The sequence below is a fragment of the Francisella marina genome (assembly GCF_008369785.1).
Lineage (GTDB): Bacteria > Pseudomonadota > Gammaproteobacteria > Francisellales > Francisellaceae > Francisella > Francisella salimarina.
Map to the genome: position 1 here is coordinate 865,098 of NZ_CP043552.1, position 21,764 is coordinate 886,861.

Below are 21,764 nucleotides of genomic sequence, written 5' to 3' on the forward strand. Positions count from 1 at the left end.
TAGAAACATATATAGGTTTATCACTTTGATAAAAAGAACTAAGCTTTTAGTAGCTATATCTATATTTGTAGCAAGCGCAAACCTATCTTACGCATCTACTCGTAGCGAAATACAATCTCTTGTAAAAAAATATAACTTATCTAATGCTAAAATTGCTGTAGCAGCCCAAAGAACTATGACAGGTGCTGATCTGTATGCCTATGCTGAAAACAGATCAATGAAACCTGCAAGTAATAATAAGGTATTTACAATCGTCTCAGGATTATTTGCTATTCCTAGTAACTTTAGATTTACAACTACTGTTATGTATCCATCTAATAGAATATCAAACCATACTCTCTATGGTGATATGTATATAAAATTTACTGGTAATCCAGCCCTTACTGGTAGTCAGTTATCATCATTGATAAGAAAAATAAAAACAGAAAAAGGAATATCTAAAATTACAGGCGATGTATATCTTGTTGGTGTATTTTCAGGACCATATATCCCTAGGGGTTGGTCTAAAGAAGATAAAACATTATGCTATGGTGCACCGGCTTCTAGCTTTACATTAAATAGAAACTGTACTGTTATAAAACTAGTTAAAAATCCAAATAGTTTAACTACTAGAGTTGTAGAGCTTAGCAATGCTAGCAACATTGACATAAAAAATTCAGCTAAATATACAAGTGCAACAAAGGCTACGATTTTATCAATGAATGATGATAACGTGGTATATATAAGTGGATATTTATCTAGAACAGCTGAAAAAATGTTTAAACTGGCAATTAGAAACCCTGCTTTAAAGACAGTAGATACTGTTAATGATTTTTTAAGTTCTAGTGGAGTAAAACATGGTAAGGTACTTATTGCTAGTGATATTCCAGCTGGTTATGAATCACAAATAACAACAAGATCAGCAACAATTGGACACTTCTTTGACCAAACTCTTAAACACTCTGACAATTTATATGCAGAAACTATACTAAATACTATTGGTTTACAAGAAAAAGGAATTGGCTCAACTAAAGCGGGTACTGAAGCTGTTCAAAGCATCTTATATTCAAAACTAGGATTAGACACGTCTGCTTTGACTATGTATGACGGATCTGGATTATCACATCTGGATAGAGTTAGTCCTGAATTTATGGTTGATTTCTTGACTAAAACTTTTAACAGTAAAGTTGGTAAACAATTCTATAATTACCTACCTTCATCTGGAATAAGTGGTACCATCGCATATAGAATGGGAGGCAAACTGCTTGGTCGAGTACATGCAAAAACAGGTACATTATCTGGAGTATCAACACTATCAGGCTATGTTTTAACTGCAAAAAACCATCGCATCTCATTTTCGATCATGCTAAATGATCTCAAGTACTCTGATCGTTACAATGCTCGTAGATTCCAAGATAAAGTTGTGGATGTTTTTTATAGGAATTTATAATGAAAAAGATAGTAAAACTAATACTGATTACCACAGTCATATTACTCTTGGGTTCTTGCTCAACAGAGCCTCCAAAAAATATAAACAATGCGTGTAGTATAATCCACCAATATCCTGACTGGTACTACGACATGATAGACTCCTACGATCGTTGGGGGATACCTCTAAATATACAAATGGCATTCGTACGTCAAGAATCTTCATTCAGGGCTGATGCACAACCTTCTATGCAATATTATTTTGGCTTTATTCCAAAAGGTAGAGCATCCAGCGCTTATGGTTATGCACAGGCTCTAGATGGCACATGGGAGCATTACAAGAAAGAAACTAAACAATCTTTTGTCTCACGTTCTGATTATGCTGATGCTGTAGATTTCATAGGTTGGTATTTAAACAATGTCCATAATAAAACAGGTATAGGTAAAACAAATACTTATGATTTATATCTTGCATACCATGAGGGTATTGGAGGATATAGAAGAGGCAGCCATAGAAATAATTCATTCTTAAAAAACTATGCCCGTAAAACCGCTGATGTAGCTCAAAAATATGCTATACAATTACAGAACTGTGAAGTACCTCGCAAACCCCTACTGTCATATATTTTCTAAAGGTAAGTTATGAAATCAAATATTTTTAAGCATACTGTAAATATTCGCTTTGCTGACACTGATAAATATGGACATGTAAATAACTGTACCTACTTTAACTATTTTGAAGAAGCTAGAACAACATGGGCATATGAAAATAGTGGATTAATGTCTTGGGCTACTCAAAACTCTATCCAACTTGTAATTACAGAACAAACCTGTAAATACATCTTACCACTACTACACCCTAATAAGATTGAAGTAACTCAACATATTACTAAAATTGGTGCAGTAAGCATCGAATTTGATTATGAGATACGCTTAATTAATAATGAACAAGTTATTACAAAAGCAAGTGCTAAACTTGCTTGTTACAATACAAAGACAGGAAGATTACAAAAAATACCTAATGAACTAAAAAAGATGATTTTAGAAAAAAATGACAGAAACTAATAAACAACCTTTAAAAAAGCTAGAAAAACAAATACTTAGAAAAACAGCCCAAGCAATTAATCAATACAACATGATTGAAGATGGCGATAAAATAATGGTGTGCCTATCTGGCGGTAAAGACTCATACTGTTTGCTTGAAATGCTTTTATTACTCCAAAAGAAAGCTCCTATAAAATTTGATATCATAGCTGTAAACTTGGATCAGAAGCAACCAGGATTTCCTGAAGAGATTTTACCTAATTATCTTAGAACTAAAGATATAGAATTTAATATTATTGAAAGAGATACTTATAGTGTTGTCAAAAGAGTTATACCAGATGGTAAAACTACATGTGGATTATGCTCGAGAATGAGGCGCGGCATTCTGTATGATTTTGCTGAGGAGAACAATATTACAAAAATTGCTTTAGGACACCATCGTGATGATATCATAGAGACATTTTTTTTAAATCTCTTTTATAACGGCACTATTAAATCAATGCCTGCGAAATTATTAAGTGATGATAAACGTAATATTGTAATTCGTCCTCTTGCTTTTGTAAGTGAAAAAGAAACACTAGAATATTCTGAACTAAAAAATTTCCCGATAATTCCTTGTAACCTATGTGGTTCACAAGATAATTTGCAAAGAGTATTTATAAAAGATATGCTTAATAGATGGGAGAATAATAACCCTGAAAGAAAAAATGTTATATTCAAAGCTCTATCAAATATTTCTCCATCTCAAATGTTAGATAAAGAGCTTTTTGACTTTTTTAATATCACAAAAGATGATATTCAAAGATAAATAAGGAGATAAGATGAAACTAAAAAAAATAGTTGCGATAATGTCATGTACTGTCCTAGGAGTAGCAATTGGTTCATGCTCAACAAAAGAAACAACTAGTGAGACTAAAACTCAAGCTATAGCTACTAGTACTCCAAGTACTCAAACTCAAACTCAAACTCAAACTCAAACTCAAACTCAAACTCAAACAAAGGATACTTCAATTAATAACAGTTTAAAAATGGGATCTGATGCAAGTTATGTAGTCGGATACCAGGTTGGGTCTGGAATTGCTAGACAAGATTTTGGGCTATATGACAAACAAACAGTCTCAGGTTTTGCTGATGCTCTCAACAATGAGAAGCCTAGAATTTCTGAAAGTCAAATTAGAAGAAATATGGAAACTTTAAAAGATAGGATGATTAAAAAGCAGTTAGATATAGCTAAGCTAAATAAAGTCAAATCAGATGAGTTCATGTCGCAAATTGCTAAAATGGATAATGCTGTCGAAGTAAATGATGGTGTTTACTACCAAATGGTTAAACAAGGTGATGGTAAAAAACCTTCTGCAGATAGCACAGTAACTATTGCTTACAAAGGAACAACACCAGTAATAGCTTATGAAGACGACAAATCAAAGCTTAATGATGTAAAAGAAGCTAAACTCATAGGACCAAGTTTTGACTCAAGTGAAAACGCAACCTTTCCACTTAGAAACCTAATAGAATGTTGGAAAGACGCTATTCCTAAGATGCCTAATGGTTCTACTTTTATATTATACTGTGCTCCCAACAAAGCTTATGGGACTAGAGCTCCTGCTACAATAGGACCTAACCAAGCGTTAACTTTCGAAATTACACTTAAAGATTTTAAATAATAACTAATTTTTTCTCTTCACAGCTAAATCACACAGTAAGATCATAGCCTTCTTATATTCTGATTCTGGTAAGAAACTTATCGATTCTTTTGCTTTTTCAGCATATTGACATGCAACTTGATAAGAGTATTTAACAGCGCCACTATTTTTAACTATAGCTATAATTTCGTTTATGCCATAGTTTCCTTTTTCAATGGCTTCTTTTATTTTCTGTTGTTCTTGATTTGAAGTATTTGCTAACGCATAAATCGTTGGTAGCGTCATTTTACCTTCATCCAGATCATCACCAATATTTTTACCCAAACTTTCCGCATCAGAAACATAGTCTAATACATCATCAGCTATCTGAAAAGCATTCCCCAAATAGACACCATAGTTTTTAATACTATTTTGAAATTTACTATAACTTTGTCTATCTAGGCTAATTACACCAGCTAACTCACATGATGCTTCAAATAATTTAGCGGTTTTACAGTATATGACATTAATGTAATCTTCCTCTGTCAAATCAATGTTTCTAGCGTTTAATAGTTGAAGCACTTCACCTTCCGATATTTTATTAGTAGCATCTGCTAATATTTGCATAATTTGCATATTATCTAAACCTACCATCATCTGAAAAGCTCTAGAGTATAGAAAATCTCCGGTTAATACACTTGCAGCATTGCCAAAAACATTATTAGCTGTCTCTTTGCCTCGACGTAGATGCGAATCATCAACTACATCATCATGTAGAAGAGTTGCTGTATGAATAAACTCTATAATTGCAGCACATGCTAGATGATCTTTGCCAGTATAATTTAGAGCTCTAGAAAATAGCATCACTAACAAAGGCCTAAGTCTTTTGCCACCACTATTTATGATATAGTGACTAATTTGATTGATAAGAACAACATCTGATGAAAGAGAGTTGATTATAAACTCATTGTTATTTTCAATATCTTGTTTAATTAACTTCTGAATATCTTTTAAGCTTTGCATTTTATTTATATATTTTAAGACTTTGAGTTAGTTAGATTTAAGAATAAAGTAGCAGAATATATTTATCAACCATATTTAGTTGATATTATCTAGTTGTCCTCATCTTTTGAAATTCTGAAATGTTTTAATATCTCTTTATCTTCTGGGGTTAAAGACTGATCTTTACTATTAGCTCCATCATCAAAACCTTTAATAAACTCTTCACAATTTTGTTTGTTTATGACAATCATTTTTTTTAGTTTTGACTTATATTGAGTTGCAATAATCATTCCCACTTCATAAGAATCTTTATCTGAAATTTTGTTTATATCAGGTTTATGATCTAAAATAGTATCATCAAAACCTGAAATGAAGTCTTTTTTAATAATTTCTTGATTCATAGCACTAAAACTTTTATGTGAAGCTTTACCCAGTGCATCACCAATTGAATAAGCTATATATGTTTTTGAGGTATTATCCAATGCAAATACTAGAGAGCAAGCACCTAAAGATAATATACACACTAAAAATTTAATAATTTTTTTCATACTTTAATTTTTTCTAAAAATACTGATCACTAATTTTAACATAAAACACGTGGTGTTCTATAACTCTAGTTTATAGAAGTATTTAATATTTGCTTTGAAAGCATTCCTTTATAATAGAAATATTGAATAATTTGTATAGATACCAAAATAAATAGGCAACTAGAAACTATTATTGATACGATAGGCCATCCTAAAAATATAGCACTATTTATATCACACATAAGGCTAAGTACAGAAAGTCCTAAATAGAATATACTAAACCCTTCTGCTTGTTTTTGGCGAAAATTTTTATATATCTGAGGTAACCAATATACATTATATATTACCCCACTAATTGAGCCACTCCATAACAAAGTCTGTTGGCTCAGCGATATAAATTTGACTATATAAATAACAATCAGTAAGAATAACAAAATAAACACAGTATGTATAAATATATTTCTCTGCCTTCTGTCATTTAAGATTTGAAGTTGCTGGACTGTTAAAAAGCTTAAAAGAATAATATCAACTAAGATATATTGCCATTGCATATTAAACCCTATCGCATATATAAGATCTAAAGAATTAGCAAATATCATTAACGAATGAGTCCAGAGACTAATTTCAAATGTCTTATGCTTGAACTGATTATGGATGGTTTGTGGTAAAAAATGAATAAAATATATTACTAATGATATGTTTAAAGTTATATAACCTAAATATTCCACGGTTAATCTCCTATTATTTCTAAGTTAAATAATAAGAATTTGAATGATATTTATAGAAAATAATCAAACAAACTCCCTACGCTAATACTAATTAGATCAGGTACAAAGGGTTATTTTCTCAGCCATCTTATTCGAGTAAGATAGCACCCCTGTTGTCTTTAGGCGTTAATATAGCATAGGCAAAATTAATTTGATATATTTAATCGGTAAATCAAAGCATCACTGAAATAACCATTAGCTTTTTTATAATAGTTTTTGCGCAATGATACCTCAATAAAATTGACTTTTTTATATAAAGATATAGCTTTAGTATTATTGATGTCGACTTCTAATAATATTTCTTTAACTTCTTTCTTGGCAAGATGATTAATTGAATATTTCAAAAGCTTATATGCAACTCCTCTACCTTGCGTAGCCGTATCAACACATATATACAAAAGTTCTGCTGTTTCAAATATATAGTTAAAAATAGCAATAGCAGCAAGCTCACTATCAATCATTAAACCTAAAACGGTGTCATTAGTTAATGAATCTTCGATTTGTTTATCTGACCAGCTAAAATCTTTATCAGTAGCTCTTACTAGCTGAATTGTTTTTGTTAGAAATGTAATATCAAGCTCTAAAATCTGCATACTTGTATAAATTTGATAATATTGCTTTTTTATTCTGAATCTTTAATAACTCACAATTATCACAGATAAAGTCTTTTTCTGAAAGATTAATCCCCTTTAAATCATTAAAATCTTTGATATCATTAGATTTATATATATATACACTAGACTTAAAAAATAAACTATTAGCAACTTGTTTTAAAAAACCAATATCTAATTTATCACTTAAAAGTATATTTATAATTTTAGAACTATCTACTATATTAGTGTAGATAATTTCGAGCTCTTTTTTTGTTGCATCGTGAGAATTTTCATCTATGATTTCACTTTGAGTTTGTTTTATAGAACTATATGCTGGCTTCAACTCCCAGATATCAATATCAAAAATATCTTCTACTTGACGCACAAAATCCATTATTTCTTCTCTAATCTTTCAACTAGTTTTTTAGGAAACTTATATTCTTTTAACTTAACAGATTTTCTCAGTTTATTAACTTCTGAAGGATTAAGTTCTAGTGTTTTTCCTCTTGCAACAAACTTAGGAAGAACAATATCTCCAAATCTAACTCTAGTAAGTCTACTAACTGTAACACCTACAGCCTCGAACATTCTTCTAACCTCTCTATTACGCCCTTCAGATAAAGTTACATAATACCAAACGTTTGCTCCTTCACCACCAGAAAATTTTATGCTGTTAAACTTAGCTAAGCCATCTTCTAGTTGTATTCCCTCTTTAAACTTATTTAAAGTCTCATCTGATAATTGTTGACCAAAAACTCTTACAGCATATTCTCTTTCGATTTCATAAGATGGATGCATCATTCTATTAGCTAAATCCCCATCTGTCGTAAAAAGCAATAATCCTGTAGTATTTATATCTAACCGTCCTACCATTATCCAACGTGACTTAGCTAGTTTAGGTAGCGAATCGAAAACAGTCTTTCTATCTTTCTCATCTTTACTAGTACAGACTTCACCTTCTCTTTTGTGGTAAATAATGACTCTTGGTCTAGTCATAGGTTGACCATATAAATGTAAGGCTTTTCCATCAAAACTAATTTTATCTTTATCTGTAGCTTTATCTCCTAGAGTCGCTACTTTACCATTTACACGTACCCTTCCCTGTTGGATAAATTCCTCTATCTTTCTACGCGAACCTATGCCATATTTTGCTAGTAATTTCTGTAATCTTTCTGGAGTACTTTCACTCATTTGATTAATTCTACGCATTTTCATCTATATCCTTTTGATCTGCCGCTGAAAAGAACTTTTCAATATCCTCATCATTATAGTTATTAGAAGATAAAACTAGTCTTACAGCCGCAGCTTCATTTTTATTATTCGCATACTCTGCCAACTTTAACCTCATATCTAGAATAAGCTTATTATTAAAAAACGCTGTGTCATTCTTCATGCCATAAATAACCTTATAACATTCTTTGTACTCACCTCGTTCAAAATACATTTGGGCTAATCTTAATTTGGCTGCCTTATAGTCCTCTCTAAACTTATCTGCTCTTTTCATATACGCTAGAGCATCATCTTTTTTACCTTGTTTATACATACATTGAGAGTATAAAAATAATGTTTGAGCCATATCATTATTATTTGACATAAACAATGATTCTTCAAAGAGTTCTTGAGCGCGACTATAGTCACTTTCTTGCATGCATAAAAACTGAGCATAAAAATTCATAGCTTCATAGTCTTTAGGATGATTATCAAGAGCTCTTTTGTAGTATTTTTCAGCAATTGTATTCGCTCCTATGCTTTGATAATAATATCCACCTGCATAATCTACAATTGCCAAATTATTATTGTGTTCTTTTGCTAACTCTTGTGCTTTTATAAGCTTAGTCTTAGCCCTTTCAAGATACCCTTCCGTAGAATATATTATAGCTAATTCAGAATTAATTCTCGTTGCTTCTTTATAGTTAGCTTTGGGGAAAGAGCTATTATCAAAAGAGTAGTTGACCTCTTCTACATTTTGATTTCTATTATCCTTTTGAACTTGAGGGCTTGAACTACTGTTTGAACTATTAGGAGTTGAACACGAAGTTAGCATCCCAAAACATATTATAGTAACTAAAGCTCTTTTAAAACTAGCCTGCATTCTTATCACCAAGCTTCTTTAAATATCTTTGTTTTCTACTCGTTTTATCCATAACATCACCAGCTAACTGTCCACATGCAGCATCAATATCATCACCTCTAGTTTTTCTTACTGTAGTGACAAAACCATTATGTTGTAAATACTCTTTAAATCTATGGATACGATTATTACTAGGCTTCCTATATGGTGTTCCTGGATATGGATTAAATGGAATAAGATTTATTTTAGCTGGAACATTTCGAGAGCGTAACAACTCAACTAACCCTTCAGCATCTGATAAATTATCATTAACTTCTTCCATCAATGTATACTCAAATGTTATGTGCTTATGAGGACCTTTCTCAGCATAAAGTTTACATGCTTCAAGAAGTTCGTCAATATTATACTTTTTATTGATCGGTACTATTTCATTACGTAAAGAATCAGTCGCTGCATGTAATGATACTGCTAAAGACACTCCTGATTGCTCAAGTAAATCATATATTCTAGGAACAACACCAGATGTACTAAGAGTCACTTTACGTCGAGATAGCCCATATGCTAAATCATCCATCATAATATCCATAGCTGGAACCACATTCTCAAAATTCATCAATGGCTCACCCATACCCATCATAACTATGTTTGTAACACTAAAATCATGTTCGCCATTATTTTTTGATAAGGTTCTAGCAGCTATCCAAAGCTGAGAAATAACTTCGGCAGATGAAAGATTTCTATTAAACCCTTGTTTACCAGTAGAGCAAAAACTACAATTCAAAGTGCATCCAACTTGTGAAGATACACAGAGGGTGCCTCTACCATCTTCTGGAATAAAAACTGTTTCAACAGCACTTCCACCGACATCAATTAGCCATTTATGCGTACCATCTTTCGATGCTTTACTAAAAACTACTTTTGGAATAAATATTTCTGAGGTTTCCTGTAGCTTATTACGCAAATTTTTACCAAGGTCTGTCATCTTATCAAAATCAATGACCCCTTTCTTATGTATCCATTTAAAAACTTGTCTTGCATGAAATTTTTTTTCATTTATAGAAACAAAAAACTCTTCCATAGCTTTTTGATTTAACCCAAGTAAATTCACTTTATCTTGTTGCATAGAATTTCTCTTTCATTCTTATAAAATTATTCATTATAACCTATATCACCAGGTAAAATATTGTCATTCTCATAAGTCAAATTAGCAAAGCTTGCAAACTGCCCATCAAAACGAACATGAACTGTGCCAATAGGACCATTACGCTGTTTCCCAATTATAATTTCACCAAGATTTTTATTATCTTCTTTTTCTTTATTATAAACTTCATCGCGATAAATAAACATTATCAAGTCAGCATCTTGCTCTATTGCTCCAGATTCTCTCAAGTCAGACATTATCGGACGCTTATCTTGACGTTTTTCAAGATCTCTACTTAACTGCGATAATGCTATAACGGGAATATCTAACTCTTTTGCAAGTGCTTTTAATGATCTAGATATCTCTGATACCTCTAGGGTTCTATTATTTTCATAACCAGGTATTTTCATAAGCTGTAGATAGTCTATTAATATCATTGATAGACCACCATGTTCATTATATAGTCTTCGAGCTCTTGAGCGCATCTCAGCTGGGGTTAAGCTTGATGTATCATCAATATATAAAGGCATATCACTCAATGATTTCATTGCACTTGTAATCTTAACCCAGTGAGCATCATTAAGCCGATTACACTCTTTAAGCAAATTCATTTCTACACGAGCCTGTGATGCTAGCATCCTTGTGACAATATCCTCTGACGGCATCTCTAAACTAAAAACTAAAACTGGTTTATCTGCAATTTTAGCAACATTTTGAGCTATGTTTATTCCTAGTACGGTTTTACCCATTGATGGACGAGCTGCAATAATACCCATATTAGCTCGTTGTAAGCCAGAGGTCATTTTATCAAGATCAATAAAGCCTGTAGAAACCCCTGTCAATCCACTACCTGCATCGACTATTGCACTCATCCTATCAACTAATTTAGGAATAACTGATTTAATTGATTCAGGGCCCTTAACTAAAGTCTCTCTTTCCTTAGCCACATCAAGAATCCGGCTTTCGGCATAATCAATAACATCGTCAGGATTCTTAGAGTCTGATGAATATATTTTTTGAACTATATCATTAACACTTGTTTGTAGACTTCTCAGCTTAGCTTTATCTTTTACAATATTTGCATATGTTTTTATATTTGAAACTGTTGGCGTATTAGTTGCCAAATCAATAATATATGATTCGCCTCCAGCATCATTTAGTAAACCTTCAGTTGCTAAATATTCACTCAAAATTAGAACATCAAATGGAGTATTTGACTGATTTAAAACAGCTATCTGCTTATAGATAATTTTATGTCTCTTATCAAAAAAATCATCAATTAGAAGAAAATCTTCAACTAGCTCTATATTATCATTGTTGAGAAGAATATTGCCTAGTATTGCCTTTTCCGCATCAACTGAATATGCAGTTTCAGCAACTTTAAATTGATAATCCATTGACATCAAAATCCTTATTTCATATACAAAAAAACCATGCCTAACACATGGTTTTTATATTAATTAAGATATTGTGTTAGTTTATATATTATAAAACTAAGCTTCTGCAGCTACAACATTTACTTTGATATCTGCATCTACATCTGTATATACATGAACAGTAAGTTCGAACTCTCCAGTAGTTCTAATAACTCCTTCCGGCATACGAACTTGGCTCTTTTCAATTTCTTTACCAGAAGCTTGAGATACTGCTTCAGCAACTTCAGCAGTACCAACAGATCCAAATAGTTTACCACCTTCTCCAGCTTGAGCTGCAACAGTGTAAACTTTATCTTTGATAGCATCTGCAGTTACAACTGCAGCATCAAATCTTGCTTTTTCTGCTTTTTCTAACTCAGCCTTTTGAGCTTCAAAAGTTTCGATGTTAGCTTTAGTAGCTTGAACAGCCTTACCAAAAGGGATAAGGAAATTTCTAGCATAACCAGGCTTAACATTAACTATATCACCTAATACACCAAGGTTTTCAACTTTTTCTTTTAAAATAACTTGCATTGTAATCAACCTCCAGTATTAGTTAAAGTGACGATCACAGTATGGTAATAACGCCAAGAATCTAGCTCTTTTAATAGCTGTAGCAAGCTGTCTTTGATACTTAGCTGATGTACCAGTTACACGACTAGGTACGATCTTACCTGTTTCAGTAATATAAGCTTTTAACTTATTTACATCTTTATAATCAATTTCTTTTACACCATCAACAGTGAAACGGCAAACTTTACGACGACTCATCTTAAAATCCCTCTATTAAATTACTTCTTTTTCATTAGTTTCCATCATAATTGATGGCTCTGTAACAGCTTCTTTCTTAGAAATTACTAAACGACGTAAAACTGCATCGTTATACTTTAAGTTTTCTTGAAGCTTCTCTAGAGACTCAACGTCACATTCAACATTGAATAACACATAATGTGCTTTATGAAGTTTCTCGATAGGATAAGCTAATTGACGACGTCCCCAATCTTCGAATCTATGGATTTTTCCGCCTTTTTCTTCAATGATTCCACGATATTTACCAAGCATAGCATCAAGCTGCTCAGATTGATCTGGATGAATCATTAACACGATTTCATAATGTTTCATTTTGTAAACTCCTTCCGGTTTATCATTGTTAGTTTTTTACTGATAAGCTATACAAAATTATTTTGCATAGCAAAGAGCAAGACATTATTATACTAATATAAACTCTTAATAACAATATAATATTTACAGAATATTATCCATTTAAATGAATACTGCCCTCTCTAATTACTATTTTTTTTCTTTTTAACAAAGTTCCTATAGCTCGCTTAAAAGCAGCCTTACTAATTCCAAACTCGCGCGCTATATCATTAGGGTTAGATTTATCATTAAAAGGAGCAGAACCGTTATGCTCTACAAGATACTTTTCTACCAAGTCAGCATTTCTATCTAAATCTTTGTGCACTAGCTGTAACGACAGATCTATACGCCCATCATCTCGAATATTTTTTATATATCCCTTAACAGATTGGCCAAAACTTAATCTCTTAAACACCTCTGAAGAATAAATGATTCCCCAATAACTGTTATTAATTATTGCTTTATAACCTATGTCTGTAGAATTCGCGATTATAAGATCCACTTCTTGATTTTGAGTTATATCATTACCTGCGTAATCTTTTATGAACTTATTGATTTTTGAAGAAGCTGTTATACGTCCATTAATCTTATCAAGATATAAATAGACAATATACGACTTTCCAATTTCAAATGGTCTATGTTGCTCGGCTAATGGTACAAAAAGATCCTTATCAAGTCCCCAGTCTAAAAAAGCTCCTATACTTGTAATATTTTTAACTCTCAAATAAGATACTTGACCTACGGTTGGAACTCTTTTTGTAGTCGCGATAAGCTCAGCCTTTGAGTTATGATACAAAAAAACTTCTACACTTTCGCCAACGTTTACTGTATCACAGAATTCCGAACTAGCAATGTTTGCAGTACCAAGCTCCAAAGCATCTAGAACCAGCCAATTCGAAGTTTTCTCAAGAATCTTTAATCTAGAATATTTTCCTATTGAAATCAAAATATATACCATTTACTTAAAACAATTCTATATTATCACAGATAAAAACAATTAATAAATTTTTGATATTGTATTAAGGACAAACAGCTCTTATTTAATATTATTGTATTAGTATATAAAATCTTTTATATATAAGCTTTTTCTTTTATAGTCTAATTACACTCTTCAAATTAAAATTTCTAAAATAATATGAAAAAAGCTTTTAATATAGTTATCTTTTTAGTAGTTTTAATCAACTGTTGTTTTGCAAAACAACTAGTCCTACCTAAAAATACAATCGCTTTCTCTAGCTTACAAGGACAGTATTTATTAAAATCAGCACCAGAAAAATACTCACAACAATATTGGCAACTTGCAGAATATTTTACCACTGAGAAAGGCACTACGTTCTGTGGTCCAGCCTCCGCTGTCATGGTATTAAATGCTCTAAAAATTGAGCCAAGTCTATCACCAGCTCACATGCAATATTCAATATTTGATCAAAATAACATTTTCTATAATAAAGCTTTAATTAAATCTGGTATAACTCCTCAATGGGTATATGCAAAAGGGTTATCTATTGAGCAAACTGCTGAGCTAATCAACAAACAAAAAACGATAGGCCCTAAGGCTTATGTAAAAGTAATTCACGCGAGCGAATTTAAAAATCAAGAACAGTTCCTTAATACAATGCTATCATCAATGAAAAAAGGAGATTATATAATTATAAATTATAAACGTAGTGATATGGGAGCTCAAGGAGGAGGACATTTTTCACCACTAGCAGCATACAACCCTAGAGAAGATATGTGGTTGCTTATGGACGTCGCCAGATATAAATACCCTTCAGCTTGGATAAGAACTATTGACTTATATCAAGCAATCCAGTCCAAAGACTCTTCGACTAACAAGTCACGAGGAATAATTATAATTTCTAAGAAAAAATATTAATCTAGCTAAACATATCTTTAAGTGCTGATATATTCTGCTTAGAATTTTGCTGACGCGTTTCTGCACACTCTTTTTCTGTGCCTACCCAGTATAGATCCGATTCTGGCAATTCATCAATAAATCTACTTGGAATAGAAATCTGTTTTTCACCAAATTTTTTACGATGCTTTGTCATTGTTATAGTCAAATTTTCTCTAGCTCTAGTGATCGCAACATAAGCTAATCGGCGCTCATCCTCTATGGAATCTTCCTCAATACTTTGCTGATGTGGCAAAATTCCTTCTTCCATTCCCATTATATAAACTTTTTTGAATTCCAAACCTTTGGAAGCATGCATAGTTATGATTTGAACCTGATTATCATTTTTATCCTCATTATCTCTATCTAAGATATCGATCAAAAGCATTTTATTTAAAACTAAAGCAAGTGACTCAAGAGCATTATATGATTCGCCTTCAAGCTGGTTAACAATCCATTTAACAACCTCAATAACATTCGCATATCTAAACTCTGCTTGTTTCTCTGAAGAACTAGAATCTATAAGCCACTGTCGGTATGAAATATTATCAATAAAATTATTAATTATATTTTTTAACTCTTGAGCAGATATACTTGAATTTATTTCTTGCTGTGTATTCAGTATCAAATCTTTAAAAGATGATAAGTTTTTTTTGGTAAAATCGCGTATTTCAAACTTTTCTAAATTATATAAAGTATGGAAAAAGCTACAGTGATGATAACTTGCATACTGTCCTAATTTATGAATAGTAGCACTTCCAACCTCACGTTTGGGAGTATTTACAACACGTAAAAATGCTCTATCATCATCCGGATTAACTATTAACCTTAAATACGAAATGATATCTTTGATTTCTGATTTGGAAAAAAATGAACTTCCGCCGCTAATTGTATAAGGGATTTTGTGCATTTGCATATATCTTTCAAGTAAGTATGCTTGGTAATTACTTCTAATTAGTATGGCGTAATCAGAGTTTTTAGATTTTGTTTTTACCCTATCAAAAAAAATATCACTAGTTATAAATTGTGCCTCATCCTCATCATTTGTAAGACTAATAACCTTAATTTGCTCACCATAATCTTTATTTGACCAAAGTTTTTTGTCAAAAATATGGCTGTTATTTTCAATAAGCTTATTTGCAACATTAAGTATCCTGCCTGTAGAGCGATAATTTTGTTCTAGCTTAATAACTTTTAGGTCTTTGAAATCTTCTTGCAAATGGCGTAAATTTTCAGGTCGAGAACCTCTCCATGCATATATAGACTGATCATCATCTCCTACAACTGTGAATTTATTTTTACCCTGAGTCAAATACTTTAAAAGCTGATATTGCGACTCATTGGTATCTTGATACTCATCAATGAGAATATATCTAAACTTGTCTGACCATAATTTCTGAATATTTGAGTAATTTTTAAATAACTGTATCGGTTGAAATATAAGATCATCAAAGTCAAAAGAGTTATAAGATTTTAGATATTTTTGATATTCTTTATATATAAAAGCTGCTTGCTCTTCAAGATCGTCCTTAGGTTGTATTTCATTAGGTGTTAGTAACGCTGATTTCCAAAATGATATTTTTGATTGAATAAACCCAGCATTTTGTTTAGGTAACTGATATTCCTCGTACGCAATATCGTATATTAACGCAAGTGAGTCGTGACTATCAAAAAGTGTAAAGTTTTTCTTATACCCCAAATCTAAAAAATGTTTTTTTAAAATTGTTAAACCAAGTGAATGGAACGTTGAAATCATCAACCCCTTTGATTTTTCTTTATCAAGCCGAGATTTAACGCGCTCTTGCATCTCTCTAGCTGCTTTATTCGTAAATGTAACAGCTAAAACACTCTTAGCGGGATACAAAAGTTGTTCTATTAAATAAGAAATTTTTTCAATAATCACACTAGTTTTGCCACTACCAGCTCCAGCTAGCACTAGTAAGGGAGTACTAGTATATTTTACAGCTTGCTGTTGCTGCTGATTAAGATTATTTAGCATTTAGTTATAATTATTTCATTTTCTAGCTGATACTCAACCTCTGTTGCTTCTTTATGAAACACCACCAGCATATAGCATACACCGTCTACATAGACTTTATTTATAACATTTGCTAGAGGTTTACTATCACAAGTCTTCAGGTCCAAAGCTTCAATATCTTTGTCTGCTTTTACAACTGCAAGCTCTTTTTTTAAGTTAGCTTTATAATGCATCCTAGCTATTACTTCTTGTCCCATATAGCAACCTTTAGTATAACTAATAACTTTTTCTACGTTATCAAGATCTAACTCTGCTGGAAGAAACTTCTCAATATTATTTTGATTGATGACAGCAAGTTTATTCAAAATATTAGTTTTTTGTATTTGCTCGTATGTAGTATCAGAATTTAGAGTATTCTTAACTAAAATATTATGATTTAAAAATCCTTCTTTAGTAAAAAATAATGCATAATCTTCATTAACTGTAAAACTAATTTTAGAAAACATTCCATACTTTTTTAACCAAGTAAGTAAATTATCAACGATGCTCTGTTCAACTGAAAGCAATAGCTTTTCGCTAGAAATATACTTCACAAAACATAAGGAAATTATTCGTCCTTTTAAGTTGGCAAAAGCAGTCATCAATAAGTTATTATCATTAGATAGTTGACTTAAATCTGATGTTGCTAAACCTTGAAGAAACTTTATGGTATCTAATCCATTTATTTCTAAAATTTTAAAATTATTATACTGAAAGTTCATTTAAAGACCTAAGCGAATTAAATTATTTAAACTAATAGATTTTAGTATATTTGGATAATGTAAGCAATTATGTTTTGACTATAGGTTAGCACTCGAGCCACCAATACCTCTTGGCTGATTATTTTGAAAACCACCTTTAGGGCCAGATAACATCATCTGCCTATTTAATGCTCTATCTTCATCACTTATTGATAAATTACTATGAATATTTTTAGGCGCAGGATTAGCTAAATCAGATAAGTTAGGGTTTTCATCATCCGAGTCTTCATTACTCTTTGACTTTTTTTCTTGTTCATTAGCACTTCCCCAGCCCTTTTTAGTACTCATATTACGAGATTTACTACTTGATTCGCCGGGAACTCTCATATCTTCTTCTGTGATACCTAATTGATGTTTCTTAGGCATTTGTGAAGCTTGACTATTTCTCTGGTTGATCATCTGACGCTGAGAATGCAATTGTGTGTCACTTCTAGGATTTAAGTATTCTTGATCATCATTAGCAAAAGAAACAAACGGAGCCATAAAAATAGAACTCAATGCCGATACTAATAAAGTTTTTTTCATATTAACCTCTTATTTATAAATGTTTTGTTATTATGTTTTCCAATTCAACGGTGTCTTTTGCAAATTGCCTAATTCCTTCAGCTAATTTTGTAGTTGCCATAGAATTCTCATTCATTTGCCAACGAAAATCAGATTCTGTAACTTGTGGCACTTGGGTACTAACATCATTAGAACGTTTTAATTTAACTTCCAAGCTTTCAAAACTATTTTCAAGCTCTTCAAGCAATGCTGGTGATATAGTCAAAGCATCACAACCTGCTAATGCTACCACCTGCTTGGCACTTCTAAAGCTTGCTCCCATCACAATGGTTTTAAAACCACAATCTTTATACAATTTGTATATAGCTCTAACAGAATTTATACCATCATCATCAACTACAGCAGGAAAATCATCAAGTTTGCTCTGTTGCATTTGCCAATCTGTGATTCTTCCAACAAATGGTGATACTAAGTAAACTCCAGCCTCAGCGCATGCCTGAGCTTGAATCTGGTCAAAAATAAGTGTTAAATTACAATTAATACCTTCTTTTTGTAATAATTTAGCAGCCTTTATACCTTCCCAGGTAGCTGCTATTTTTATCAAAATTCGATCTTTTGAAACTCCGTAAGACTCATATTTTTTAATTATTTTTCTAGCATAATCAATTGTTTCTGCAGAGTTAAAGGATGCTCTTGCATCTACTTCACTAGACACCTTCCCATCAATCACATCCAATATTTTTATTCCAAAAGATACTAATATCTCAATAGCAACTTCTTTAATAAGATCATCTTTTTTGAGCTCAGGATTATTTTGCTTAAATTTATCTATAGTATCTGTAACTAACTTAGAATATTTTGGATCTTTAACAGCTTTTAAAATCAAACTAGGATTTGTAGTAGCATCAACTGGTTTGAATTTTTCAATTAACTCAAAGTCACCTGTATCAGCGACTACCATAGTTACTTCTTTAAGCTGTTCTAATAACGATTTTTGCATAGTTATATAATAAGATTTTTATAATTCATTAATAAAGTATACAACTTCGAAAATATTAGTAAATAAAGTAAATATTAATTATTTAAAATTTATTTGCTGTATTTCTCTTCCAACATTTTAAACATTGTTCTAACACCCATCATTTCTCCACCTTTTGGCTTACCTGGAGAGTTAGCAACATTCCAAGCCATTATGTCAAAATGAATCCAAGTAGGGGCATTCTCAACACCTACAAAGTGCTCCATAAACAGTGCTGCCTTTACAGCTCCTGCAAAAGTTGACAGCTCACAGTGTGATATATCTGCAAACTCAGTATCAAGATTTTTTCTATAACAATCAGCTAACGGGAGTCTCCAAGTCTGATCTTGCTCGATTTCTCCATAATTGTAAACATCTCTTGCAACATCATCATTATTACAGAAAAATGCTGAAATTTTATCACCCACTGCGACTCTTGCAGCTCCTGTTAGAGTTGAAAAGTCTATTAAATATTCTGGATTTTTAGTAGCCTCTTCATGTAGTGGTTCAGCTAAAATCAATCTTCCTTCAGCATCAGTATTAGTAACTTGAACTGTTGTTCCATTTTTCATCTTAATGATATCACTAGGGCGATATGACTTCGCATCTACAGCGTTTTCAACTGTCGGTATTGATAAAGTCAATCTTACTGGAAGATTATGTTTCATAATCATATAAGCAAGACCTAGAGCATTTGCAGCACCACCCATATCTTTATGCATCAACAACATAAACTGAGCTGCTTTTACATCAAGGCCACCTGTATCAAAAGCCACACCTTTACCAACTATAGAAATTTTAGGGTGATTATCATTACCCCAATTTAATTTAACTAATCTTGGAGGTCTATGACTAGCCTTACCAACAGTATAAATTCCCATATACCCTTGTTCTTTAAGCTCCTCACCAACAACTTCTTCAATTGTAGCCCCAAACTCTTTAGCAACATTTTTGATAATATTAGAAATATCTTCAGGACCCATATCTTCAGCAGGAGTCGTAATCATATCTCTAACTATATAATTTGCCTCAACTGTTGTTAAAAGGTAGGTATAATTCTCTGGCAAGAATAATTTAACATTAATCGGCTGTGATTTAGATTTATATTTTTCAAACTTATAGCTTGCCAATGCAAAGCCAATATAGTATAGGGATAAATCCCCAATCTCAGAATACTCTATATGATAATTACCTCTAGGTAATTCACTAGTTAGTGCAGCTAAACTGTACATATCTTTTGTAACTATACATACTATTTTCTCAATATTGCCGTTATTATCAGGAATAGCTAGAACTGTTTTTTTGCTTTCAAACAGTTTTACAAAATTTTGAGTTAAACTATCTTGCTTGCAAAGCCAATCTGAGAAATTTGATTTTTTAATTAGGTAAACAGGCTTAGAGTCACTTTCTTGCTGATATAAAAAACACTGTAGTTTAGTTGAAATATACATAATTATAACTCCACATCTTGATTTAGTATTAACCAGTTATTAAAATCCTGAACGGTATTAGAAGTTAAAATACCTGCAGTTTTATACAAGCTCAAAAAGCCCATAATATAATCAAACTCAGTATTATTTAACTGGATAAGAAATTGATAATAATTATTTAAAAGTATAAAGTACTGAGTAATAGTTGTCGTTCCTTGATTATATCTTTCTTTATACTTTTCATAAGCTATTTTTGCAGCTGCAACAGATTTACGCAGAGATTCGATTTCTTTCTTTTTAAGCTGAACAAACCTAAAAGCATACATCGCGTCATTCTGAGCAACCCTTCCTGTTTGGATCATATCAAATTCAGAGGACTGATAATTATATGCAGCCTTTTTAAGTAGAGCATAATCTGTACCACCAGAAAAAATACTCCAAGTAAGATTAATCCCAAAATAAAAAGCATTTACTGTACCTTTTGATGATAGAAAATTATCAAACACGGGGTTACCCAGCGAACTAACATCATTAAAACCTGGAGAGTATTTAACTTCAAAATTAACTTTAGGCATAAATGAGCTTGTCGCAGATTGATAGTTATAGTAATTACTCTCTTTTGTATGTACAGAACCTAAATATGATGGGCTACTTCGCATTGTAAGCTCTTCCCAACCTTCTTCAGTATTAGGTGACGGATCCTTAATCTTAAAGTCATTACTATATAAAACAACATCATCATCATTATTAGTGAACTTACGCAACTCTGCTCGAGCAACTTTTTCTTCTCTTTTAGCTGCTGCATAGCTAGCTTCAGCAATATAGTAGTTTGCTTTTACTGTTTCATAATCAGCGATATCGGCTGTACCCGCTTTAAATTTACTTTCTAATTCATTTAAGCTTTGTTTATTTGATTTTAAGTTATACGAAGTATACTCAACATTTTTTATTGTCTTGGCTAAATTAAAATAAGCATAACTTGTGTCATATAAGAACTGCTGATAATTAGTTCTATAATCCTGTTGAGCAAACTGTGCTGTTTCTTGTGCTGACTGAAGATCCTTATAAGCTCCGTAATCATATAATGGCTGAGTTAGTGAAATATTTCCTTGGATAGAATCAAAACGCCCTCCAGCAATATCCCCATCTGCCATAGTTTCTTGATCTATAATGTTTGTTGCTTTAATAGATCCTCCAATATCTATCCTAGGTAATAATCTACCTAGTTGAATCGCTGGATCCATCTGCACGGAGTTTAACTGAAAGCCAATAAACTTGTATTGTGGTGAATTTTGTATAGATTGTTTTACTGTATCTGTATAATCAGCAATAGTATTAGCTACAGAACTAACACAAAAGCCAAATATTCCAAATGATATTAATAAGTGTCTATACAGCCTTTTCAAAACCA

At 31.9% G+C, this 21,764-nt stretch carries 25 protein-coding genes and 1 riboswitch; of the genes, 6 read left to right on the top strand and 19 right to left on the bottom strand.

The window, feature by feature from the left end; translation table 11 throughout:
* Positions 1-25: 25 nt before the first annotated feature.
* Genes dacB through F0R75_RS04265 form a run of 5 tightly spaced genes read left to right on the top strand, consistent with a single transcriptional unit; the run spans position 26 to position 4,115 of the window.
* Positions 26-1,429 (top strand): D-alanyl-D-alanine carboxypeptidase/D-alanyl-D-alanine endopeptidase, encoded by a 1,404-nt coding sequence (gene dacB / locus F0R75_RS04245; RefSeq protein ID WP_013923184.1) that lies wholly within the window; start codon positions 26-28, stop codon positions 1,427-1,429.
* The gene (locus F0R75_RS04250; protein WP_149368206.1) at positions 1,429-2,040 is read left to right on the top strand and encodes a transglycosylase SLT domain-containing protein; all 612 of its coding nucleotides are present in this window, start codon (positions 1,429-1,431) and stop codon (positions 2,038-2,040) included. The genes dacB and F0R75_RS04250 overlap by 1 nt, the downstream gene beginning before the upstream one ends.
* Before the next feature lie 9 nt (positions 2,041-2,049).
* Entirely contained in the window at positions 2,050-2,472 is a 423-nt protein-coding gene (locus F0R75_RS04255; RefSeq protein WP_146421329.1) for an acyl-CoA thioesterase, read from the top strand.
* Positions 2,459-3,259, top strand: coding sequence for a tRNA 2-thiocytidine(32) synthetase TtcA (gene ttcA, locus F0R75_RS04260; RefSeq protein ID WP_149368205.1), 801 nt, complete (start codon positions 2,459-2,461; stop codon positions 3,257-3,259). Before F0R75_RS04255 ends, ttcA begins: the two co-directional genes overlap by 14 nt.
* Before the next feature lie 13 nt (positions 3,260-3,272).
* The gene (locus F0R75_RS04265) at positions 3,273-4,115 is read left to right on the top strand and encodes an FKBP-type peptidyl-prolyl cis-trans isomerase N-terminal domain-containing protein (protein ID WP_149368204.1); all 843 of its coding nucleotides are present in this window, start codon (positions 3,273-3,275) and stop codon (positions 4,113-4,115) included.
* Positions 4,116-4,118: 3 nt separating this feature from the next.
* Here the strand turns inward: F0R75_RS04265 and F0R75_RS04270 are convergent, their stop codons facing one another.
* From F0R75_RS04270 to F0R75_RS04330, 13 genes are all read right to left on the bottom strand, one after another.
* The gene (locus F0R75_RS04270; RefSeq protein WP_149368203.1) at positions 4,119-5,096 is read right to left on the bottom strand and encodes a polyprenyl synthetase family protein; all 978 of its coding nucleotides are present in this window, start codon (positions 5,094-5,096) and stop codon (positions 4,119-4,121) included.
* 89 nt (positions 5,097-5,185) lie between these two features.
* Complete coding sequence (locus F0R75_RS04275; protein ID WP_149368202.1) at positions 5,186-5,623, bottom strand: hypothetical protein; 438 nt, start codon at positions 5,621-5,623, stop codon at positions 5,186-5,188.
* Between the two features lie 65 nt (positions 5,624-5,688).
* On the bottom strand, positions 5,689-6,330 hold the full coding sequence (locus F0R75_RS04280) for a PQ-loop repeat-containing protein (protein WP_149368201.1): 642 nt from the start codon (positions 6,328-6,330) through the stop codon (positions 5,689-5,691).
* 55 nt (positions 6,331-6,385) lie between these two features.
* A riboswitch (TPP riboswitch) is annotated at positions 6,386-6,491 on the bottom strand.
* Between the two features lie 24 nt (positions 6,492-6,515).
* Positions 6,516-6,962, bottom strand: a complete 447-nt coding sequence (locus F0R75_RS04285; protein ID WP_149368200.1) for a GNAT family N-acetyltransferase — start codon at positions 6,960-6,962, stop codon at positions 6,516-6,518.
* Complete coding sequence (locus tag F0R75_RS04290; RefSeq protein WP_149368199.1) at positions 6,943-7,356, bottom strand: chloroquine resistance protein; 414 nt, start codon at positions 7,354-7,356, stop codon at positions 6,943-6,945. Before F0R75_RS04290 ends, F0R75_RS04285 begins: the two co-directional genes overlap by 20 nt.
* Positions 7,356-8,171: a 23S rRNA pseudouridine(2605) synthase RluB gene (gene rluB / locus F0R75_RS04295; RefSeq protein WP_149368198.1), complete on the bottom strand. Its 816-nt coding sequence runs from the start codon at positions 8,169-8,171 to the stop codon at positions 7,356-7,358. The genes F0R75_RS04290 and rluB overlap by 1 nt, the downstream gene beginning before the upstream one ends.
* Positions 8,164-9,054, bottom strand: coding sequence for a CDC27 family protein (locus tag F0R75_RS04300; protein ID WP_149368197.1), 891 nt, complete (start codon positions 9,052-9,054; stop codon positions 8,164-8,166). The genes rluB and F0R75_RS04300 overlap by 8 nt, the downstream gene beginning before the upstream one ends.
* On the bottom strand, positions 9,044-10,156 hold the full coding sequence (rlmN, locus tag F0R75_RS04305) for a dual-specificity RNA methyltransferase RlmN (RefSeq protein WP_013923196.1): 1,113 nt from the start codon (positions 10,154-10,156) through the stop codon (positions 9,044-9,046). The genes F0R75_RS04300 and rlmN overlap by 11 nt, the downstream gene beginning before the upstream one ends.
* 26 nt (positions 10,157-10,182) lie before the next feature.
* A complete protein-coding gene (gene dnaB, locus F0R75_RS04310; RefSeq protein WP_179951663.1) occupies positions 10,183-11,577 on the bottom strand; it encodes a replicative DNA helicase in 1,395 nt (464 codons plus the stop codon).
* A 90-nt stretch (positions 11,578-11,667) separates the two neighbouring features.
* Positions 11,668-12,123, bottom strand: a complete 456-nt coding sequence (gene rplI, locus F0R75_RS04315; protein WP_013923198.1) for a 50S ribosomal protein L9 — start codon at positions 12,121-12,123, stop codon at positions 11,668-11,670.
* Between the two features lie 18 nt (positions 12,124-12,141).
* Complete coding sequence (gene rpsR / locus F0R75_RS04320) at positions 12,142-12,360, bottom strand: 30S ribosomal protein S18 (protein WP_004287690.1); 219 nt, start codon at positions 12,358-12,360, stop codon at positions 12,142-12,144.
* Between the two features lie 15 nt (positions 12,361-12,375).
* Positions 12,376-12,711 carry a 30S ribosomal protein S6 gene (gene rpsF / locus F0R75_RS04325; RefSeq protein WP_013923199.1) on the bottom strand — a complete coding sequence of 112 codons (336 nt, stop codon included), beginning with the start codon at positions 12,709-12,711 and terminating at the stop codon, positions 12,376-12,378.
* A gap of 133 nt (positions 12,712-12,844) precedes the next feature.
* Entirely contained in the window at positions 12,845-13,675 is an 831-nt protein-coding gene (locus tag F0R75_RS04330) for a CvfB family protein (RefSeq protein ID WP_149368196.1), read from the bottom strand.
* Positions 13,676-13,864: 189 nt separating this feature from the next.
* On the opposite strand from F0R75_RS04330, the gene F0R75_RS04335 reads away from it, so the two are divergent.
* Positions 13,865-14,605, top strand: coding sequence for a phytochelatin synthase family protein (locus F0R75_RS04335; protein WP_149368195.1), 741 nt, complete (start codon positions 13,865-13,867; stop codon positions 14,603-14,605).
* Position 14,606: 1 nt separating this feature from the next.
* Here the strand turns inward: F0R75_RS04335 and F0R75_RS04340 are convergent, their stop codons facing one another.
* The 6 genes from F0R75_RS04340 to F0R75_RS04365 all read right to left on the bottom strand — a co-directional run bounded on the left by F0R75_RS04340 (position 14,607) and on the right by F0R75_RS04365 (position 21,759).
* Positions 14,607-16,622: a UvrD-helicase domain-containing protein gene (locus F0R75_RS04340; RefSeq protein ID WP_149368194.1), complete on the bottom strand. Its 2,016-nt coding sequence runs from the start codon at positions 16,620-16,622 to the stop codon at positions 14,607-14,609.
* The gene (gene ygfZ, locus F0R75_RS04345; RefSeq protein WP_149368193.1) at positions 16,616-17,362 is read right to left on the bottom strand and encodes a CAF17-like 4Fe-4S cluster assembly/insertion protein YgfZ; all 747 of its coding nucleotides are present in this window, start codon (positions 17,360-17,362) and stop codon (positions 16,616-16,618) included. Before ygfZ ends, F0R75_RS04340 begins: the two co-directional genes overlap by 7 nt.
* Positions 17,363-17,440: 78 nt before the next feature.
* Entirely contained in the window at positions 17,441-17,926 is a 486-nt protein-coding gene (locus tag F0R75_RS04350; protein WP_146421315.1) for a hypothetical protein, read from the bottom strand.
* A gap of 13 nt (positions 17,927-17,939) precedes the next feature.
* Positions 17,940-18,905, bottom strand: a complete 966-nt coding sequence (tal, locus tag F0R75_RS04355; protein ID WP_149368192.1) for a transaldolase — start codon at positions 18,903-18,905, stop codon at positions 17,940-17,942.
* Between the two features lie 89 nt (positions 18,906-18,994).
* Positions 18,995-20,374, bottom strand: coding sequence for a M17 family metallopeptidase (locus F0R75_RS04360; protein WP_149368191.1), 1,380 nt, complete (start codon positions 20,372-20,374; stop codon positions 18,995-18,997).
* 2 nt (positions 20,375-20,376) lie between these two features.
* Entirely contained in the window at positions 20,377-21,759 is a 1,383-nt protein-coding gene (locus F0R75_RS04365; RefSeq protein ID WP_149368190.1) for a TolC family protein, read from the bottom strand.
* Positions 21,760-21,764 lie beyond the last annotated feature (5 nt).

Coding starts and splice junctions, on each gene's coding strand:
- F0R75_RS04250 (WP_149368206.1), top strand. CDS start 1,429: ATGAAAAAGATAGTAAAACTAATACTGATTACCACAGTCATATTACTC.
- F0R75_RS04255 (WP_146421329.1), top strand. CDS start 2,050: ATGAAATCAAATATTTTTAAGCATACTGTAAATATTCGCTTTGCTGAC.
- ttcA (WP_149368205.1), top strand. CDS start 2,459: ATGACAGAAACTAATAAACAACCTTTAAAAAAGCTAGAAAAACAAATA.
- F0R75_RS04265 (WP_149368204.1), top strand. CDS start 3,273: ATGAAACTAAAAAAAATAGTTGCGATAATGTCATGTACTGTCCTAGGA.
- F0R75_RS04270 (WP_149368203.1), bottom strand. CDS start 5,096: ATGCAAAGCTTAAAAGATATTCAGAAGTTAATTAAACAAGATATTGAA.
- F0R75_RS04275 (WP_149368202.1), bottom strand. CDS start 5,623: ATGAAAAAAATTATTAAATTTTTAGTGTGTATATTATCTTTAGGTGCT.
- F0R75_RS04285 (WP_149368200.1), bottom strand. CDS start 6,962: ATGCAGATTTTAGAGCTTGATATTACATTTCTAACAAAAACAATTCAG.
- F0R75_RS04290 (WP_149368199.1), bottom strand. CDS start 7,356: ATGGATTTTGTGCGTCAAGTAGAAGATATTTTTGATATTGATATCTGG.
- rluB (WP_149368198.1), bottom strand. CDS start 8,171: ATGCGTAGAATTAATCAAATGAGTGAAAGTACTCCAGAAAGATTACAG.
- F0R75_RS04300 (WP_149368197.1), bottom strand. CDS start 9,054: ATGCAGGCTAGTTTTAAAAGAGCTTTAGTTACTATAATATGTTTTGGG.
- rlmN (WP_013923196.1), bottom strand. CDS start 10,156: ATGCAACAAGATAAAGTGAATTTACTTGGGTTAAATCAAAAAGCTATG.
- dnaB (WP_179951663.1), bottom strand. CDS start 11,577: ATGTCAATGGATTATCAATTTAAAGTTGCTGAAACTGCATATTCAGTT.
- rplI (WP_013923198.1), bottom strand. CDS start 12,123: ATGCAAGTTATTTTAAAAGAAAAAGTTGAAAACCTTGGTGTATTAGGT.
- rpsR (WP_004287690.1), bottom strand. CDS start 12,360: ATGAGTCGTCGTAAAGTTTGCCGTTTCACTGTTGATGGTGTAAAAGAA.
- rpsF (WP_013923199.1), bottom strand. CDS start 12,711: ATGAAACATTATGAAATCGTGTTAATGATTCATCCAGATCAATCTGAG.
- F0R75_RS04335 (WP_149368195.1), top strand. CDS start 13,865: ATGAAAAAAGCTTTTAATATAGTTATCTTTTTAGTAGTTTTAATCAAC.
- F0R75_RS04340 (WP_149368194.1), bottom strand. CDS start 16,622: ATGCTAAATAATCTTAATCAGCAGCAACAGCAAGCTGTAAAATATACT.
- ygfZ (WP_149368193.1), bottom strand. CDS start 17,362: ATGAACTTTCAGTATAATAATTTTAAAATTTTAGAAATAAATGGATTA.
- F0R75_RS04350 (WP_146421315.1), bottom strand. CDS start 17,926: ATGAAAAAAACTTTATTAGTATCGGCATTGAGTTCTATTTTTATGGCT.
- tal (WP_149368192.1), bottom strand. CDS start 18,905: ATGCAAAAATCGTTATTAGAACAGCTTAAAGAAGTAACTATGGTAGTC.
- F0R75_RS04360 (WP_149368191.1), bottom strand. CDS start 20,374: ATGTATATTTCAACTAAACTACAGTGTTTTTTATATCAGCAAGAAAGT.